We start from the raw sequence: 16,036 nt of genomic DNA on the forward strand, positions 1-16,036 counted from the left end.
GTGGATCAGTGATGATTTTGAGGAACACTCAAGGTATTCTTACCGTTTTCTCGTTCATGCTTCTTTTCACCTTTTTCGTCCAACCTTTTCCTGCGTCTGCCTGTAGTTGTGCCAGACCTCCTGACCCTTTAACAGCAAAAGATCAGTCTGCTGCTGTATTTACAGGCAAGGTGCTCCAGGTAAATGAGCGAACAGACTGGCTTCGTTGGCTCCCCTTTTGGGATAAACCAGAGCGGGGAGGCTTTGATGTTATTTTCGAGGTGCAGTCCACGTGGAAAGGAGTAGATCAGACACAAGTTCAGATCGTCACCAGCAGCCTTGGAGGTGCATGCGGCATTCCTTTTCAACCGGGTCAAGAATATCTTGTCTATGCCTCTTATTGGGAGCTAAATGAGCTAGAAACCAATATCTGTACACGAACAGCCCTCAAAGCGGATGCAGGAGAAGACTTGCAAGTATTGGGGTCTGGTACAGTGCCTGTCCGTTCAGCAAATCTCGATTGGAATAATTATTTATCCATTGGAATTGTCATCATCATCGCAGGAGGAATCTTGTTCTATCTCTTTTTGTTTCAAACAAAACGGAGACGATAACTCCATCGTCTCCGTCCTCTAAATTCATTTCAGATAAGCTTTTGCCCGGTACTCCGAGAGATTAAAGGATTGCCAGGTATTGTCCTCATACAAAATCTCTTTCCGCTCTTGCAGCATCTCTATAAACCTTTCTTCTACCTTTCTATCCCGAACAAACTCCATAACTACTGGTATGGCATCATAAGACAGCTCGCTCAAATACTCGATGTCGATATGTCCAGTAGCATGATAGCGCTGTACATTGTTTTTGGCGATAATGACGTCCATATTCATGTAATTCAGAATAACGTAACTCACGAGTGTCACAATCGCGTAATACTTGATCAAGGAGAAACCGTCTCTCCAAATTTTCAAAAGAGCAATGATAAACAACACAAACAGAAAGATCATGAAAACGTGAGCTAACAGCCGCGTATGCGTATACCCGTAAGCATCCTCATACAGCGAGAGGCGAAAATAGGCGGACACAAGCATGAAGCCCGTACAAATCGTCAGCATACTCAGCAGAATTTGAATGATCTGGTAGAGCATTGGCTTTGCCCGTGATGCAAAGTGCATCGTACATAGGAGAATCAAGAAATTAATGACAGTGACGGTCACCAGCTCATTGAATCCATTTCTAGCATACTCGGCGTACGTCAATTCATCTGGTAAAACTCGCTTCGCCCCGATGAACAAATACGATATCTGAATGTATGTAAACGCTGTATACACAATATTGATGATCGCCAGAATCGTTACAAGGATAACTCCATCCCAGACAATCTTTTTGTCATGTACCGGCAGTTCCACTACTTCTTCTCGTTTCCCGAAAAGAGAATACATGTAAGCAAACACAAGGATCGTAATGAGCCCGATTAGCATCATTCGAAAGATTGCTTCAAGTGAATCGACATCAATCACCCTTCGCGGGATTTGCCCCAGAAAATGTCCAAACACACTATCCGCATTCGAAAGCAAGGAGAGTACAATCACCAGAAGAGGCACCGAAATGGCGATTCCGATGAAAACCTTCTTCATTACGCCATACTTCTCCTGGTCCACCCTGTCCTTGATCCGTTCCTTTGTCAGCCTAAATGGCAGGCGCGTATACTTCGGGGTGTAAAGGAGCAATGTCTCCACCATCTCCATGAAAAAGCCTGCTTCGTACCATTTCGCTTGATGACGCTTGGTGATTAGAATCGTTTGGATCACAAATAAAAACGGAATCAGTACCAGGTTGAACAGATGAAAATGAGGATTGGAAAATAGAAAAAAGGTTAGCGCCAGTAGAAAAATCGGAAGCGTCCATATCCAGTCGAATACTTGCTTTCGAGAAAAGCGTAAATGAATGCGTTGCCTAGCCTGCCAAATAAAAAGACCGTACAGGCCCATTACGAACAACAGATAAGAGATGCCAAAGCCTTTCCCGTAAAACATCCAGTCAAACAGTATGCCGATCCCAAATGCCCCTAGCAAAAGCCACTGCAAGCCTTTTTGTTCTTGCGTAACATCAGCCAAGCTCTTCACTCCTTACGACTTTTTGCCCCCAAAAATAACGTAAGAGCAGACTCCATAAAAGAGCTGCTCTTGTAAGTACGTGCGTAATTGGTTAAATGTTACAATTTTTACCCAAACTGTTTTTACTTTAAATTCTCGGCAATCAACAGCAATTCTTTTTTCGTCAACGCTGGATTCATGGCACCCACTTCAATGAGCCTGTTTTTGTCCTCTTGATAAACCTTTACAAGTTTTTGCTCGGTTCCATCCAATAGCTTCTGAGCTACATACATTCCCTCATATTTCTGGACTTTCACTTTTTCTACAATTGCATCCTCTCCTGCTGCTTCTTCGATCCATTTCACACCTTCAAAGTTCGTGATGGCAATGTACACGTCCCCGTCCGTCCCTGCTCCTTCACTCCCTTTGTACAACGTAAAGACTCTATTTATTGTCGGCTTAGGAGATACTTTTCGCATGACGATTTGTTTCTTGTCCTTCTCCGCCTCCTTGTGCATTTCTGCGAATAATTCTGGTTGGCTATAATCAAATGGATACTCGACATGTCCTTTTAAGAATTTGTAGCCACCCGCTATCTCTGCTGGTACCTCATAAAAGCTGCCCACTTCTTTCTGCAACGGTGGTGTGGCCAAATGTTCAACAGGAATATATGTGAAGGAAACACGTTTTTTCGGATTGTCCGGTCCAGGTATATAAATAGCTGCCCCTTCTCCTTGCTTAAGCGAGTTTCGTGCGTCTTCAAAAGTTTTCATTGTTTCAGCGCTGCTTTTTTCCTGTGGAGTAGTAGTCTGCTGCACTTTTACTACTGCTTCCCCTTTTTCATTCTTCAATTCGTATACCTTCATGGCTGCATATGCGGATGTTCCTCCAAATACAAGAATAGCAGCGACCAGTAATCCCAATCTTTTTTTCATCTGTTTTCCCTCCGATATATTTTTTCGTTCCTTGATTTTTTGAAGGACTTGATCCTTGACATCGAAATCATCGGCGGCTGCAAGTAACTGCTGTTTCCATTCATCGGGTTGCTGAGATCGAGTCATGTCTATCACCGCCTTCACTCACGAGCATGTAAGATTTACATTTTTTCAATGCACGCTCATACTGTTTTCGCAGCGTAGCTGGCTTTGTATCGAACAACAAGGCCAGCTCGTCGTAGCTGCGTTCTTCCACCACCCGCAAGATCAGGAGATTCCGCTCCTTTACGGATAGCTTTGATATCGCTACATGAAGAGGGTTGTTCAAGTACTCGGTATCTTCTATCTTCTTTTCACCCTCATGGCGACTAACCGTCTGAATTCCCGCTCGCAAAAAAGTGACCACGCGATTGAGCTTCGCCCTGTTTAACAAGTTCAAGCAATGATGATACGCGATCTTATACATCCATGCTGAGAAAGAAACGTTGTGTCGATAGCTGTCCAACTGCTCGAATGCCTTCAAGAAAACCTCCTGGACAGCATCCTCCGCTTCCTGTCGGTGTCCCAGCATGTGATAGCAATACACGAACAACGGCTTTTGCATCGCATCGATGATCAAACCAAATTGGTCGATATCCCCGGATCTGACCTCCTTTAGCACTTGCTCCATTTCCCTATGATCCAAGCCCTCTCACCTCCGATTCGCACGTATAACAAACAAAGGCGTCATTTTGTGACAGATTGCCGCAAAAAAAATCCATACCGAAGTATGGATTCCTTGTGTTATTTCCACTGAACCTTGTAAAGCTCATTGTTCGTTTTGGCATAAAGAATGTATTGTGCGGGTACGTTTATCTCTACAATCGCATCGCTCTTCAAGTCCATGATTTTCTCTGTTTGATCTGAAGCGAGCTGTGTCCGGTATAAAGCTTTGTCGCTGTCCAGATAGAAAATGTTTCCACCTACGACATCGACGATTTTTCCCTTGATCTGCTTGCCATCTTGCAAGTGTTTACCCTCTTTTGAAATCAGTACATGCCGAAAGTTGCTATCTACGTAGGAAATCGCGTCGGTATAAACCTCAAAGCTGCCGCCTTTACTTACATCTATTTTCGTGTCATCTTTTGTAAGCTTCGTTTTTTCTGACCCATTCAGCTTCATTTTATAAAGTCCGTGATCAAGGCTGTCATGGAAGTAATACCAGCCATTCGAAACCGTTGCTAAGTCTACATTTTCAAGCACTTCCTCTATTTTGTCCGAATTGGTTTTCGCTTTATACAGCATCGCGCGGTTGTCGTCCGTATAAGCCGTAAAGTACATATCGCTTTCATCCAAGACAAAGGACGTAATCTTGTCTCCCACAAATTTCACAGCTTCCGGCGTGCTGCTACCTTGCTTTACTTTGTAAAGAGAGCTTTGCTGCAGCCCTTTTTCCGCTGCTGGATCGTTGACCTGCAAGTAATAAATCTCTTGATTTCCTCGATAGATTTTACCGGTCACCTGATTGGCTGGAGTCACTTTCATCGGACTCTCATTGACCAATTTATCCTTGTAGATCGTACCCTTCAGCTTGCTGTCAGCATCTGCGACAAAGAAGAATTTCCACTCGTCTCCTACCCGAATGATGCCAGACGCCGCACCCTGTATCTCCTGCTTGTCCTCGCCCTTCATGGTTAGTGTGAGTTTAATCTCATATTTTCCTTTTTCCGAGGGAGTAAAGGTTCCTGTTATCTCATACTTCTCTTTTCCTTCCGTGACCTTCACGTCTTCCATCACGAGATCCTCATCAGGACCAGTGAAGTGAAACTCCGCATCCCCTTTTATCTTCCCGTGTTTTGCAATCGTTGCTGTTACCGTGACTTTCTCACCCACATTCACATCGAGTTGTGGAAATAACGTCAGATTGCCTGCCACATATCCTTTTGACTTCATCTGTGGTGCCGCGTCAATGGTAGCTGGAATAGCCGTACACAAAAGGATAGTCGAAAATACGCAAGCAGTAAGCCATTTGAATTTCTTCACCATAACAATCCTGCCCCTCATCCTTTCATTTCACTTCCGATTATTACCAACTATAAATGTCAGTTCATATTTTGTAAATTTCTTTTATTTCGTACAAAAAAATACCCCTTCAACTCGTGCGCAATCATTCACACAAGTCGAAGGGGTTCTGTCCTTATCCTTCTTAGTCGTCACATTTCTCCGCTTTTCCTTCAGCCAACGCTGTTTTGAACGAAGATCCACAGCCACAAGAAGCGACTGCATTCGGATTCTCGATGGAGAAGCCTCCACCCATCATCGATTCCTTGAAATCGATCTCTGTACCTTTAATGTATGGGTAGCTGTCCTTATCGACAACAATTTTCACACCGTTTTGCTCGAAGGTCTCGTCGCCTTCTTTCATCTCTTCGTCCCAGCCCATCCCGTAGGTAAAGCCGCTGCAACCACCAGTTCTGACACCTACCCGCAAAAACACATCGGGCTTGCCTTCTGCTGCCAGCATTTCTTTTACTTTCAGACTGGCGCGCTCTGTCAATGTAATCATGCTTCTTTCCCTCCTTCACAGGCTCATCATTCCTGCACTTGTTACAACCAGTATATTCAGTTTACTAAGAAACGCTTCTTCCCACAAGGTTCCCCTGCACTTTACGCGTTCATTCTCTCTTTCCAAATAAAAAAGAAGGGTTTCCCCTTCCTATGCAAAATGTGCATTGTTTTCCATTAAATAAAATCTATACGCTTTCTTCCGGTTCCCTGCCTTAGACAGACTATGATCGATCTGGTTCAGTTCGTTGTGTAGTTGATCAATTTGTATACTGTATTCTAGGACATCTGGATGATCTAACCCAAACTCTAACCCCATATATACCATACGCTGTCGAAGGAGTTCGATTTTCTCGAGCAAAACGTCCCGCATTTGAAGCTCCTCCTAATAATAGATCAGGCTTTCTTACTATATTTTACAAGAACAGCTAGAATTTCGCAAACGGAAAATTCCTACTTTCCCCAATTAATGCCGATATTTGTTAGTTTTTTACAATATTCCGTACATAGAAATAACGACTTTTCATGAACAATGGAGTGGAAAATCGGGCGAAGAGGAGCCGAGTGTAGAGTTGGAGAACTTATGATATTGTTCGTACTTACCAAGAGGTTTATAATATAGGTGCTCTTGTTGCCCGAGATTCGCTTTATTCCTAAGAGCTTATCCACTCCCATGGAACGAATATCGATTGGGTACGACTGGATTAAAGCTCTTTCATCTAAGAACCATTGACTTTGAAAGGAAGTGTTTGGAATGGCGCTTGAAACGATTGCCATACAAGACAAATCTCTCGCCGGAATTGCAGAAAAAGTTATGCATGGCGAAAGACTTACCTTGGAAGACGGTGTCACCCTTTTTAATTCCAACGATCTTTTGACGATTGGACAATTGGCTAACGTTGTTAACTATCGCAAGAATCAGGATAACGTTTACTTTTTGCAAAATCTGTACATCAACCCAACCAACGTATGTGAAGCTCATTGCAAATTCTGTGGCTTCCGCCGCGATGAAGGGGATGAAGGTGCCTACACGATGAGCATGGAAGAGTTGCTTCATTATGTAGAAACGCGCTTCCATCCGGGTATCCGTGAATTCCATATCGTTGGCGGACATAACCAGCACAAGCCATTTGAATACTACCTCGACACCCTTCGTACCTTGAGAAAAGCGTACCCGGATGTGACGATTAAATCGTATACAGGTGCTGAGATCGAGTTCTTCTCCCGTATTTCCGGTCTATCCATCCGCGAGGTTTTGCAAGAGCTGATGAAAGCTGGTCTGCAAAGTCTTACTGGTGGTGGCGCTGAAATTTTGACTGAGCGCTATCGTATGAAAATGAGCCCGGAAAAAGCAAGCACAGACATGTACCTGCAAGTACACCGCACGGCTCATGAGTTGGGCTTGAAAACACATACCACCATGCTGTACGGCTCCATTGAGACGTTGGAAGAGCGCGTGATTCACATGCTCCGCCTGCGCGAGCTGCAAGATGACACAAACGGCTTCATGGTTTTCATTCCATTGGCTGTTCAACCGATCAAAGCAACAGCTGGCATCAAACGCCGCAACTCTGCCATTGATGATTTGAAAACAATGGCAATCAGCCGTCTGATGCTCGATAACTTCCAACATATCAAAGCATACTTCATTAACATCGGTACCCAGCTCACACAGCTTTCTCTGCAAATGGGAATTTCCGATGCTCACGGAACCTTGATCGAGGAGCGCATCAGCCACTCAGCCGGTGCACTTACCCAGCAGGCTCTGACAGTAGATGAGTTGGTTTGGTTGATCAAAGGCGCAGGAAAACGCGCCCTGGAACGCGATACCTTCTACAACGTGATCAAAGAACATTAATCCATAAAAAAGCTGATGCTCCAAATCACTTGGGCATCAGCTTTACTATTTTGATACGTGCACGGTTGATCATGCTCCCCGATGAACATCCTAAGAGAACAATCTACAGAGGAAAATCTGCATCCAGCAGTTCTTCTTCCTCCCGTAATTTATTCTTGATTTTCACCAGTAATTCATCCGCTGTTGGAGCTTGTACCAATGTGCCGTTTACAAGCGCGAATGGCTCCATGTAGCATTCACCGCAATACCCTAGACAGCCGTACTCGAGTACGTCCACATCCAGATCAGGATCATTTTCCAATGCATCCACGACGGATTGCGTATAAGAGGAAACATTGCTCGCGCAAAATTCTACTAGTGGTTTCATCTATTGTCACCTACCGATTATTTCGACATCATCACGTACTTTATTGTACCGCGACTTTGATAAAAATCCAGCGGAGAAAACGGGAAAAAGATTCTGCTTGCATTTTTAGTGAAAGAGACTAAAAATAGAGTGGGTGCTGTAAAAAACGGACAGAAGAAAGGACTAGACCTTCTATGAAACGACTTGTGATCCTTGGAGGAGGATACGGGGGTCTTCGTATTATTGAGCGAGTCCTGTCCCCTGATTTACCAGATGACGTATTTATAACCCTCGTAGACCGTATGCCGTTTCATGGCTTGAAAACAGAGTATTACGCTCTGGCGGCAGGTACTACACCGGAATCTCACCTGCGTGTTACTTTTCCAAATGATCCACGCCTGACCGTCAAATACGGAGAAATTGCTGGCGTGGAATTGGACGAGCAGGTCGTCAATTTTGCTAACGGGGACACCCTCTCCTACGACTGGCTTGTAATCGGATTGGGTTGTGAGGATCGTTACCATGATATCCCTGGTGCTGATCAATTTACGTGTTCGATTCAAACCATGGGAGCTACTCGCAACACATACATGGCAATCAATAATGTGAACCCATACGGCACGGTTAGCGTTGTAGGCGGTGGTCTTTCCGGGGTGGAAATGGCTGCTGAGCTGCGCGAGAGCCGTCCCGACCTGAATGTACGCATCATCGACCGCGGTCAAAGCATTTTGAGCCCATTCCCGAAAAAACTTCAGGAATATGCTTCTCAATGGTTTATTGAGCACGATGTACAGCTTGTTTCCATGGCGAATGTCACTGGTATCGAGCAAGGGATCGTGTACAACCACAACCAGCCTGTTGAAAGTGATGTTATCGTATGGACAGCAGGTATTCAAGCGAACAAAATCGTGCGCTCTCTGCCGATCGAAACAGACAACATCGGACGCGCCAAACTAAATCAGTATCATCAAATCCCATCCCATACGAACGTGTATGTGGTAGGCGACTGCGCAAGCACCATCATTGCGCCGAGCGCACAAACAGCTGAGATCCAAGGCGATCAAATTGCCCTGATGTTGAAAAAAGACATCAAAGGTGAGGAGTATCCAGCCTCATTGCCTGTTCTCAAGCACAAAGGCTTCCTCGGTTCCCTCGGCAAAAAGGAAGGCTTTGCCAGCATGGGGAAAATGTCTCTGGTCGGTCAGATGGCTCGTGTCATCAAGAGCGGTCAGCTATGGATGTACAAAAAGCATATGGGATAGTGTACAAGCCTGTTGGCCGGATGGTCTAACAGGTTTTCTTTTTGTATATAATCTCCAAGCTGAATCGGCATAATATCGTAGACCGGAATAACCAGCTTGGAGGTTTTTTTAGTGGAATCAAACACATATGAGGATATGAATGATACGCTGGCTGACAACTACATGCCGATGACTTCCTTTCGAAGTGGAGTCGAAGAGACAGTCAGACCAGATGTAGCATGCTACACCATTCAAATTGTGAACATCGCGCTGGTCGGAGATTCACATTCATGGGTTCTGATAGATGCGGGGATGCCGCAATCGGCGGAACAAATCATCGAGATTGCCCGGGAGCGCTTTGGTGAAGAAGCAAAGCCAAGAGCCATCCTGCTCACTCACGGTCATTTCGATCATGGCGGGGCAGTCGTCGAGCTCGTAAAAGCGTGGAGGGTTCCCGTCTATGCCCATTCGCTTGAAATCCCTTATTTGACAGGTCAAAAATACTATCCGGAGCCAGATGGAACGGTTGAGGGCGGGCTGCTTGCGAAGATATCACCGTTGTTTCCAAATGAACCAATCGATTTGGGCAGCCATGTTCATCCTTTGCCCGAAGACGGGAGTGTTCCCGGAATGCCTGGATGGCGCTGGATACATACGCCTGGACATTCGCCCGGGCACATTTCGTTCTTTCGTGATGAAGACAGAACTCTTCTCGCAGGAGACGCTTTTGTTACGGTAAAGCAGGATTCGTTGTATCAAGTCGTGACTCAGCAACAGCAATTGACCGGTCCCCCTGTTTATTTGACAACCGATTGGCAGGCAGCTTGGCAATCCGTCGAAAAGCTTGCCAATCTCGCCCCTGCGTATGCAATCACTGGTCACGGTCCACCTATGTATGGCCAGGAATTGGCCGATGGATTGGTCCAATTGGTTGCTGAGTTTGATCGGATAGCTGTTCCCAAGTATGGACGATACGTGGATATGGAGATGTAGACTGGTACAAAAGCTGACGTCGGGATCGTATGGACGTCAGCTTTTTATGGTTGGTAAGAAGATACCTTTTCCTACTCAACCAACCTGGGCTGGAATCGCTGGGCCAATAATCGCGTAGCTTTCGCAGGATCAATCTCGAACACAAGCAGCTCTTCGCTCCCTGAAACCGCCACACAAAGCCGTTCCCCGGTCGGTGAGATCAAAGCTGTCGTCACTTGTTGATTTGGAATCGCGTAGTTCACACTGGCGAAGTAGATGTTGTTTTCCAAGCTTCGGCAAACCATTGCCCCGTTGTAAAAATCGGGATTGCTGACTTCTCCTGTAAACATCGGATGGAAAACGATGCTCGCCCCACGGCGTGCCGCCCACCGTACCGTCTCTGGATATCGCCATCCTTCATGGCAAATGACAATGCCAAACGCCACATCCTCTATCGTAAACATTTGCCGCCCTTCGCCGGGAATATAGTCAAACTGATCCTCATCTGGGTCGATCTGATTTTTTATTTGCAGCCCAAGGTCTTCTCCCTGTTTCCCCACCACAAAGGCGACTAGATGATAGCCGCGCTCATCCTTCCATTCCATCGGTAAAATGACGGCGAGCTGGCGTTCCTTCGCCAGAGCACGAATCTCTTCCAAAGCTCTCCGTTGTACCTCATGATCGTATGCTTCCACTTCATAGCCAACACCGCGCAGCCCCGGAATCATCGATTCAGGAAAGCAAATCAGATCGCAATTGTTTTGCGCAGCATTTATCATCTGCTGCTTAATGATTGCAAGCCCCTCCGCCGCTGATTGGGGGAACCTCGTCTGAGCCAGGCCTATTTTCATGGGAAATCCCTCTTTCTATAGAAAATTTCTTTTTAACCTCGTGAAAAATTCAAATCTATCAGCCTGTTCAGGCAGAGCAGACACCTGTGCATCCCCTAGCTCAAGGATGGTCCACGAGCCATTTTCCAGCTTGGCGATATCCATAGTAAAAAAGCGGCTCTTGATTTTTTTCGCTACCTCTAAAAATGGCTTGAGATCTGGCAGCGTTTCGTCATATTGTCCTTCCTCCCAGTAATTTTCCATGTACATGGGTTCACCATCCAAAAAGAAAACGCGATATTCCTGGGATAATGGCATGTTGCTCTGCGAGTGATGGGTCAAAAATTGAAGCTTCAGAAATTCTCGAAAGACGACTCCCTCATTCAACTCATCCTGTTGCAGCTCCAAAAATCGGCTTGTCACTTTCTGTACCTTTTCATTATCGGAGGCATCGGGAATATAGCAGGCCTCATTCCAATCGTGTTTTCGAGATTTCACAAAATCTTTGATCATGATCGGAGCCTGTCCAAATCTCTTTACAATCCGATACACGTTTTCAAATGACGCGTCTATCTCTTCTTTGTGCAGCCAGACCGACAGCGGGGTGAAATCTTTGATGATCTCATAAGATTCAGGCAGGTAATGGCAATGCACGTACTTTTCGGGTGTATTGATTAACTCTATATTTTTGGCTAGCAGCGCGTCGTACAATTTTTGGTACAGGAACGGCTTTAGCATCCATCCCCTGTAGATAGCCGTTACTTTTTCAGGAGAGGGTTGGATTTGTTTCACTGCCCCTAACGGGTTGTCCTGGTATATCAGTTGTTCCAAGCTGATCAGATGAATGTCCAAGCCGAGTTGTTTTGCGCACGTATACTCATATTCATAGGTTTCATCGACTTTGTTTTCTTGAAATGGTTGACCGCAAAATAGGACTTTCATCTGCACGATCCTCCTCTCAGAAAAATTGGAAATATCATCCCATTATACAAGATAACTCTTTGAACGTAAAAACCGTCAAGACTAATCCTGACGGTTTTCTCATCTTGCTATTTTATCTCTTTTGGACACGTAAAACAGGCACTTTTTTCGGTTCAAAGGTGTCTGCCAGTATCTTCTCTTGAATGACATTCAGCTTGAGCAAGCTCGAAATTTTCCCGGTATCCGCCTTCGACATGAGGCGCCAAAGCGAAGGATCGGGCAAGGCGTTGTAAAGGCGATCATCGTTGTATTCTCGCCGCTCCTGATAGGAGATCAGCAGCTTGTATTCGCCTTCTTCTGCGCTGCCTGCTTCGCTGTAAGCTTCAATCAGTTTACTCCGCAGCTCGTTCAACTCTTCCTCTACCTGCTTCTGAATTTCCTTCAACTCGTAGTAGCGAGCAATCGGTTGGTCCATCCGCTTTTCCTCCTTTAGTTACCCCTGTACCCAAAATCCTTATGAGGAAAAGTCCGTTGGCAGAACCATTCGCTGGCAACGAAAAACAGCCTCCTTTTTTATAGGAGGCTGCGGTCAAGCTCTGCCATTATTATTTTTCAATTATCGTGTTGATCGCTTCACCCGGGTGTTTTTTCAAGAAAGTAGAATACTCTACTTCCCATGGATTCCATTTGCCTTCCCCTTGGTAGCCCCATACGGAATTGATGCGGGAAACGGTATCTGTGTTGTTCATCCCTACAAGTCGTTGCTCCCCGACGAGCTCAAATGTGCCGTTCGCATCCATATCGACTGGAGTCAAAGAGCCGAATGGATAGGAGAATACAGAAACAGCATCTTCTGTTGGCTGCACTTTGCCTGCTTTGTCATACAGCTTGGCAGCTACGTATACATCCTGGTTCGCACTTACGTCAAGCGTCAGGGGCTTATCCAGGTGGGAGCCTTTGCCCTCTACTTTAAAGCCATCTACGAATTTCCCCTCGTAACGAATTCCTTCGTTTTCCTTTTCACCAAAAATCACGGCTGGTTTGCTGTTTTCAAAGGTAGCGATTACGTGATTGTAGACACCGCCGCTTCCGCCAGTCGCTGTTTTCACGAAAGCATCCGCAACATGATCACCCGTGAAGTCTACGAGAGTCAGCTCGCCTTCATAGCCGCCCAGCTCTTTGATATCGGTTTGGCTATAAGCGCCTGATTTTCCGTCTTTCACTACAATGTTCATATTGGAGGAATAGATGTCATCCGCTTTTTCTTTTTCACCAATCAGATATACGACATCATCCTTCTTATCGCCATTCACGTCAGCCGTTTTTTGATCGATCACATAGGTGTTTTTCGCGAGCTTCAATTCAGTTGCGGCAGAGAACAGCTTTCCTTTTTCAGAGTCTGCGTGAGCTACTTGTGTATTCATTGCAGAAAATCCAGTAACGCCTACAACTCCTGCGAGCAGCAAATATGTAACAGGCTTCATCCATTTTTTATTCATCGTTATGGCCTCCACTAGATGGTAAGTTATTGGTTACATTTACTACTATAGGACGAAGCCTGCTCTAGTTCGTTACAGAATGTTTACGAATGATATACAAAAAGTAAACAGCACGTTATTTGTCGTTATCCAGCACACTTTTGATATTGCTGTCTCGCGGCTCCAGTCCCATACGCAATTGAAAAAAGCGACCAGGCTCATGCATCTGGTCGCTATAAAAGATAATTGTCATTGCTCTTATGCTGTTATTCGGCATCTGCTGTCGAAGCAATCGGCTGCACGCCCATGCTCTCCAGCTTTTCATAGATATCCTTTAATTTCGGATTTCCCTCACCGACAATTTCCCCGGAAATTACGACAAGCGGATACCATAAATCTTCCTCGATAATGCGATTCGCCCAGCTTTTGTCATCGTCTGTCTGCGGCTGTTGAAAGTCACTATAAACGATGCGGATGCTGTCACTCCCATACTTGCGAGAGAGTGCCGCCTCCAGCCACTCGGCTGTTTCCTTTGCAGATGGCAAATTGACGCAGCTCGCGCACAATTGCTCTGTCCCAAAAACCTTGATATCGACAGTCACTATATCCGCCCTCCCCCGGGTCAGCTAGCTTAGGACAATGCTTGGTCGAGGTCCTCGATCAAGTCCTGAACATCTTCAATACCAACAGAGATGCGCACCAGGCCATCCGTAATGCCCAGCTCAGCACGACGCTCTGCCGGGATAGAAGCATGTGTCATGCGTGCAGGTACGCTGATCAAGCTCTCCACCGCACCCAGCGATTCTGCCAGCGTGTAGTATTTTACCTTTGCCAACACTTCGTCAGCACGCTCTGCGCTGCCTACGTCGAAGGAAATCATGCCACCAAATCCACGCGCTTGTTTTTTAATCAGCTCATGACCGGAATGGCTAGACAAACCAGGATAAATGACGCGTTTGATGTCGCTGCGCTCAGACAGCCATTTTGCCAGCGTACGAGCATTGTGCTCATGCTCTTCCATTCGAATACCCAGCGTCTTCATACCGCGGAGCAAGAGCCAAGAATCTTGTGGTCCAAGCACACCGCCGATTGCATTTTGTACAAAATGGAGGTCTTCGCCCACTTGCGCATCTTTTGCTACGACCAGACCTGCTACTACGTCGCTATGTCCACCCAAATATTTCGTTGCGCTGTGGAACACGATGTCAGCACCGAGATCCAGCGGATTTTGCCAGTATGGCGTCATGAACGTGTTGTCTACCACGAGAAGCACGCCTTTTGCTTTCGCGATGCCTGCCAGCGCGCTGATGTCGCTCACTTTCAGCAGAGGGTTTGTCGGTGTTTCCATGATGATTGCTTTGGTTTCCGGGCGAATTGCCGCCTCTACTGCTGCCAGATCGCTCGTATCTACGTAGGTTGCTTCCAGACCCATACGGGAGAATACGCGTGTAACGACGCGGTAAGTACCACCGTATACATCGTCACCTACCACGAGATGGTCACCTTTGTTGAACATGGAGAGGATGGTAGAGAGTGCCGCCATACCAGAACCAAATGCAAAGCCGCGTGCGCCGCCTTCGATTTCGGCGATGTATGTTTCCAATGCGTGACGGGTCGGATTCCCGGTACGGGAGTATTCAAAGCCCTTGTGAACGCCAATGGCTTCCTGTTTATACGTACTTACCTGGTAAATTGGAACGGATACGGCTCCTGTATGTGGATCTCCATCGATTCCGCCGTGGATCAGACGAGTTTTGATACGCATCTTAAATTCCTCCCTGGTAAATTTTCTTGCTTAGATAACGTTCGCTGCCGTCGGCAAACAATGTAACGATATTCGTCCCAGGAGCTGCCTCTCTTGCTTCGCGCAATGCCGCTGCCATGGCTGCACCTGAGGAGCTGCCTACGAGCAAGCCTTCCTTGGCAGCCAACTGCTTGACCAGATCGAATGCTTCCACATCGAGAATCGTGTGAATGGCGTTAAAGTAGCTCGTATCCATGAACGGAGGCAAAAACTCCATGCCGATCCCTTCTGTTTTATGCGGGCCGGATTCTCCCCCATTCAAGATGGAACCTTCTGGCTCGACAATGACCGTTTTTACGTTTGGGTTTTGTTCTTTCAAGTAGCGAGCAGCCCCCATGAAAGTACCGCCAGAACCCGCGCCTGCCACAAATACGTTTACCTGGCCGTCCATTTGACTCCAAATTTCCGGACCTGTTGTTTTGTAGTGTGCGTCTGGATTTGCCGGGTTAGCAAATTGCTGTGGAACAAAAGCACCTGGAATCGATTCTGCGAGTTCTTTTGCCTTCGCAATTGCACCCTTAATCCCCAGCTCTGTCGGTGTATTGACGACTTCTGCTCCGAGGGCGCGCATCAGCTCTTGTTTTTCTTCGGAAAACTTCGCTGGTACGCAGAAAATGACTTTATAACCAGTTCCTACAGCGGCCAGCGCTACACCAATTCCTGTATTTCCTGCTGTCGGTTCAATAATGGTACCACCTGGGGCCAATTGGCCGTTCTCTTCTGCGGCACGAATCAGCTCCATGCCCAGTCTGTCTTTTACGCTGCCCCCCGGGTTAAAATATTCCAGCTTGGCGAACAAGCGGACACCCTCTGGAAGCTCAAATTGAGTAATTTCGACGATCGGCGTATTACCAATCAGTTCCTTCACATTGCGAAATACGTTCACGAAGATCTGACTCCTTATATTGAAGTACTTGCTTCTTTCTTTTTCATTATAACATGCAAAGATTACAAAAAGTCCATGCTGCTAAACTTCGGTGTGCCAACTGAACTTCAAAGTGTCAACAGGGCATGTAAGCCATGGATTTCTCACCA

Annotated in this window: 18 protein-coding genes; 4 read left to right on the forward strand and 14 right to left on the reverse strand. The window is 46.2% G+C overall.

Annotated elements, in window-relative coordinates:
• The first annotated feature begins 11 nt into the window (after window positions 1-11).
• Window positions 12-593, forward strand: a complete 582-nt coding sequence (locus FO446_RS23340) for a hypothetical protein (protein ID WP_237899228.1) — start codon at window positions 12-14, stop codon at window positions 591-593.
• Window positions 594-617: 24 nt separating this feature from the next.
• Here FO446_RS23340 and FO446_RS23345 read toward each other — a convergent pair whose 3' ends face one another.
• From FO446_RS23345 to FO446_RS23370, 6 genes are all read right to left on the reverse strand, one after another.
• The gene (locus FO446_RS23345; protein ID WP_419466135.1) at window positions 618-2,093 is read right to left on the reverse strand and encodes a DUF4153 domain-containing protein; all 1,476 of its coding nucleotides are present in this window, start codon (window positions 2,091-2,093) and stop codon (window positions 618-620) included.
• A gap of 122 nt (window positions 2,094-2,215) precedes the next feature.
• Window positions 2,216-3,133 (reverse strand): hypothetical protein, encoded by a 918-nt coding sequence (locus tag FO446_RS23350; protein ID WP_221867899.1) that lies wholly within the window; start codon window positions 3,131-3,133, stop codon window positions 2,216-2,218.
• Window positions 3,108-3,692 (reverse strand): RNA polymerase sigma factor, encoded by a 585-nt coding sequence (locus FO446_RS23355; RefSeq protein WP_173610067.1) that lies wholly within the window; start codon window positions 3,690-3,692, stop codon window positions 3,108-3,110. The genes FO446_RS23350 and FO446_RS23355 overlap by 26 nt, the downstream gene beginning before the upstream one ends.
• Before the next feature lie 98 nt (window positions 3,693-3,790).
• On the reverse strand, window positions 3,791-5,032 hold the full coding sequence (locus FO446_RS23360; protein ID WP_173610066.1) for a DUF5050 domain-containing protein: 1,242 nt from the start codon (window positions 5,030-5,032) through the stop codon (window positions 3,791-3,793).
• A gap of 160 nt (window positions 5,033-5,192) precedes the next feature.
• Window positions 5,193-5,552: an iron-sulfur cluster insertion protein ErpA gene (erpA, locus tag FO446_RS23365; protein ID WP_007716763.1), complete on the reverse strand. Its 360-nt coding sequence runs from the start codon at window positions 5,550-5,552 to the stop codon at window positions 5,193-5,195.
• Window positions 5,553-5,702: 150 nt separating this feature from the next.
• The gene (locus FO446_RS23370; protein ID WP_017251347.1) at window positions 5,703-5,924 is read right to left on the reverse strand and encodes an aspartyl-phosphate phosphatase Spo0E family protein; all 222 of its coding nucleotides are present in this window, start codon (window positions 5,922-5,924) and stop codon (window positions 5,703-5,705) included.
• 381 nt (window positions 5,925-6,305) lie between these two features.
• Between FO446_RS23370 and mqnE the strand changes: the two genes are divergently transcribed.
• Window positions 6,306-7,409 (forward strand): aminofutalosine synthase MqnE, encoded by a 1,104-nt coding sequence (mqnE, locus tag FO446_RS23375; RefSeq protein ID WP_047072973.1) that lies wholly within the window; start codon window positions 6,306-6,308, stop codon window positions 7,407-7,409.
• A gap of 103 nt (window positions 7,410-7,512) precedes the next feature.
• On the opposite strand, the gene FO446_RS23380 is transcribed toward mqnE, so the two are convergent.
• A complete protein-coding gene (locus FO446_RS23380; protein WP_047072975.1) occupies window positions 7,513-7,776 on the reverse strand; it encodes a DUF1450 domain-containing protein in 264 nt (87 codons plus the stop codon).
• Between the two features lie 173 nt (window positions 7,777-7,949).
• Between FO446_RS23380 and FO446_RS23385 the strand changes: the two genes are divergently transcribed.
• Window positions 7,950-9,017, forward strand: a complete 1,068-nt coding sequence (locus tag FO446_RS23385) for an NAD(P)/FAD-dependent oxidoreductase (RefSeq protein WP_173610065.1) — start codon at window positions 7,950-7,952, stop codon at window positions 9,015-9,017.
• 111 nt (window positions 9,018-9,128) lie between these two features.
• A complete protein-coding gene (locus FO446_RS23390) occupies window positions 9,129-9,989 on the forward strand; it encodes an MBL fold metallo-hydrolase (RefSeq protein WP_237899232.1) in 861 nt (286 codons plus the stop codon).
• Between the two features lie 71 nt (window positions 9,990-10,060).
• Here the strand turns inward: FO446_RS23390 and FO446_RS23395 are convergent, their stop codons facing one another.
• From FO446_RS23395 to cysK, 7 genes are all read right to left on the reverse strand, one after another.
• Window positions 10,061-10,819: a carbon-nitrogen hydrolase family protein gene (locus FO446_RS23395; protein WP_173610064.1), complete on the reverse strand. Its 759-nt coding sequence runs from the start codon at window positions 10,817-10,819 to the stop codon at window positions 10,061-10,063.
• Between the two features lie 15 nt (window positions 10,820-10,834).
• A complete protein-coding gene (locus FO446_RS23400) occupies window positions 10,835-11,740 on the reverse strand; it encodes an ATP-grasp domain-containing protein (protein WP_173610063.1) in 906 nt (301 codons plus the stop codon).
• 112 nt (window positions 11,741-11,852) lie between these two features.
• On the reverse strand, window positions 11,853-12,194 hold the full coding sequence (locus tag FO446_RS23405; RefSeq protein WP_173610062.1) for a hypothetical protein: 342 nt from the start codon (window positions 12,192-12,194) through the stop codon (window positions 11,853-11,855).
• Between the two features lie 130 nt (window positions 12,195-12,324).
• On the reverse strand, window positions 12,325-13,218 hold the full coding sequence (locus tag FO446_RS23410; RefSeq protein ID WP_173610061.1) for a hypothetical protein: 894 nt from the start codon (window positions 13,216-13,218) through the stop codon (window positions 12,325-12,327).
• Window positions 13,219-13,463: 245 nt separating this feature from the next.
• Window positions 13,464-13,799 (reverse strand): YuzD family protein, encoded by a 336-nt coding sequence (locus FO446_RS23415; RefSeq protein ID WP_047072988.1) that lies wholly within the window; start codon window positions 13,797-13,799, stop codon window positions 13,464-13,466.
• 29 nt (window positions 13,800-13,828) lie between these two features.
• The gene (locus tag FO446_RS23420) at window positions 13,829-14,962 is read right to left on the reverse strand and encodes a bifunctional cystathionine gamma-lyase/homocysteine desulfhydrase (RefSeq protein WP_047072990.1); all 1,134 of its coding nucleotides are present in this window, start codon (window positions 14,960-14,962) and stop codon (window positions 13,829-13,831) included.
• A gap of 1 nt (window position 14,963) precedes the next feature.
• Window positions 14,964-15,887, reverse strand: coding sequence for a cysteine synthase A (gene cysK / locus FO446_RS23425; RefSeq protein WP_007715789.1), 924 nt, complete (start codon window positions 15,885-15,887; stop codon window positions 14,964-14,966).
• Between the last annotated feature and the right edge of the window lie 149 nt (window positions 15,888-16,036).

Origin of the sequence: Brevibacillus brevis, from assembly GCF_022026395.1 — a bacterium.
Classification (GTDB): Bacteria; Bacillota; Bacilli; order Brevibacillales; family Brevibacillaceae; genus Brevibacillus.

Coding starts and splice junctions, on each gene's coding strand:
- FO446_RS23340 (WP_237899228.1), top strand. CDS start 12: ATGATTTTGAGGAACACTCAAGGTATTCTTACCGTTTTCTCGTTCATG.
- FO446_RS23350 (WP_221867899.1), bottom strand. CDS start 3,133: ATGACTCGATCTCAGCAACCCGATGAATGGAAACAGCAGTTACTTGCA.
- FO446_RS23360 (WP_173610066.1), bottom strand. CDS start 5,032: ATGGTGAAGAAATTCAAATGGCTTACTGCTTGCGTATTTTCGACTATC.
- erpA (WP_007716763.1), bottom strand. CDS start 5,552: ATGATTACATTGACAGAGCGCGCCAGTCTGAAAGTAAAAGAAATGCTG.
- FO446_RS23370 (WP_017251347.1), bottom strand. CDS start 5,924: ATGCGGGACGTTTTGCTCGAGAAAATCGAACTCCTTCGACAGCGTATG.
- mqnE (WP_047072973.1), top strand. CDS start 6,306: ATGGCGCTTGAAACGATTGCCATACAAGACAAATCTCTCGCCGGAATT.
- FO446_RS23380 (WP_047072975.1), bottom strand. CDS start 7,776: ATGAAACCACTAGTAGAATTTTGCGCGAGCAATGTTTCCTCTTATACG.
- FO446_RS23385 (WP_173610065.1), top strand. CDS start 7,950: ATGAAACGACTTGTGATCCTTGGAGGAGGATACGGGGGTCTTCGTATT.
- FO446_RS23395 (WP_173610064.1), bottom strand. CDS start 10,819: ATGAAAATAGGCCTGGCTCAGACGAGGTTCCCCCAATCAGCGGCGGAG.
- FO446_RS23400 (WP_173610063.1), bottom strand. CDS start 11,740: ATGAAAGTCCTATTTTGCGGTCAACCATTTCAAGAAAACAAAGTCGAT.
- FO446_RS23405 (WP_173610062.1), bottom strand. CDS start 12,194: ATGGACCAACCGATTGCTCGCTACTACGAGTTGAAGGAAATTCAGAAG.
- FO446_RS23410 (WP_173610061.1), bottom strand. CDS start 13,218: ATGAATAAAAAATGGATGAAGCCTGTTACATATTTGCTGCTCGCAGGA.
- FO446_RS23420 (WP_047072990.1), bottom strand. CDS start 14,962: ATGCGTATCAAAACTCGTCTGATCCACGGCGGAATCGATGGAGATCCA.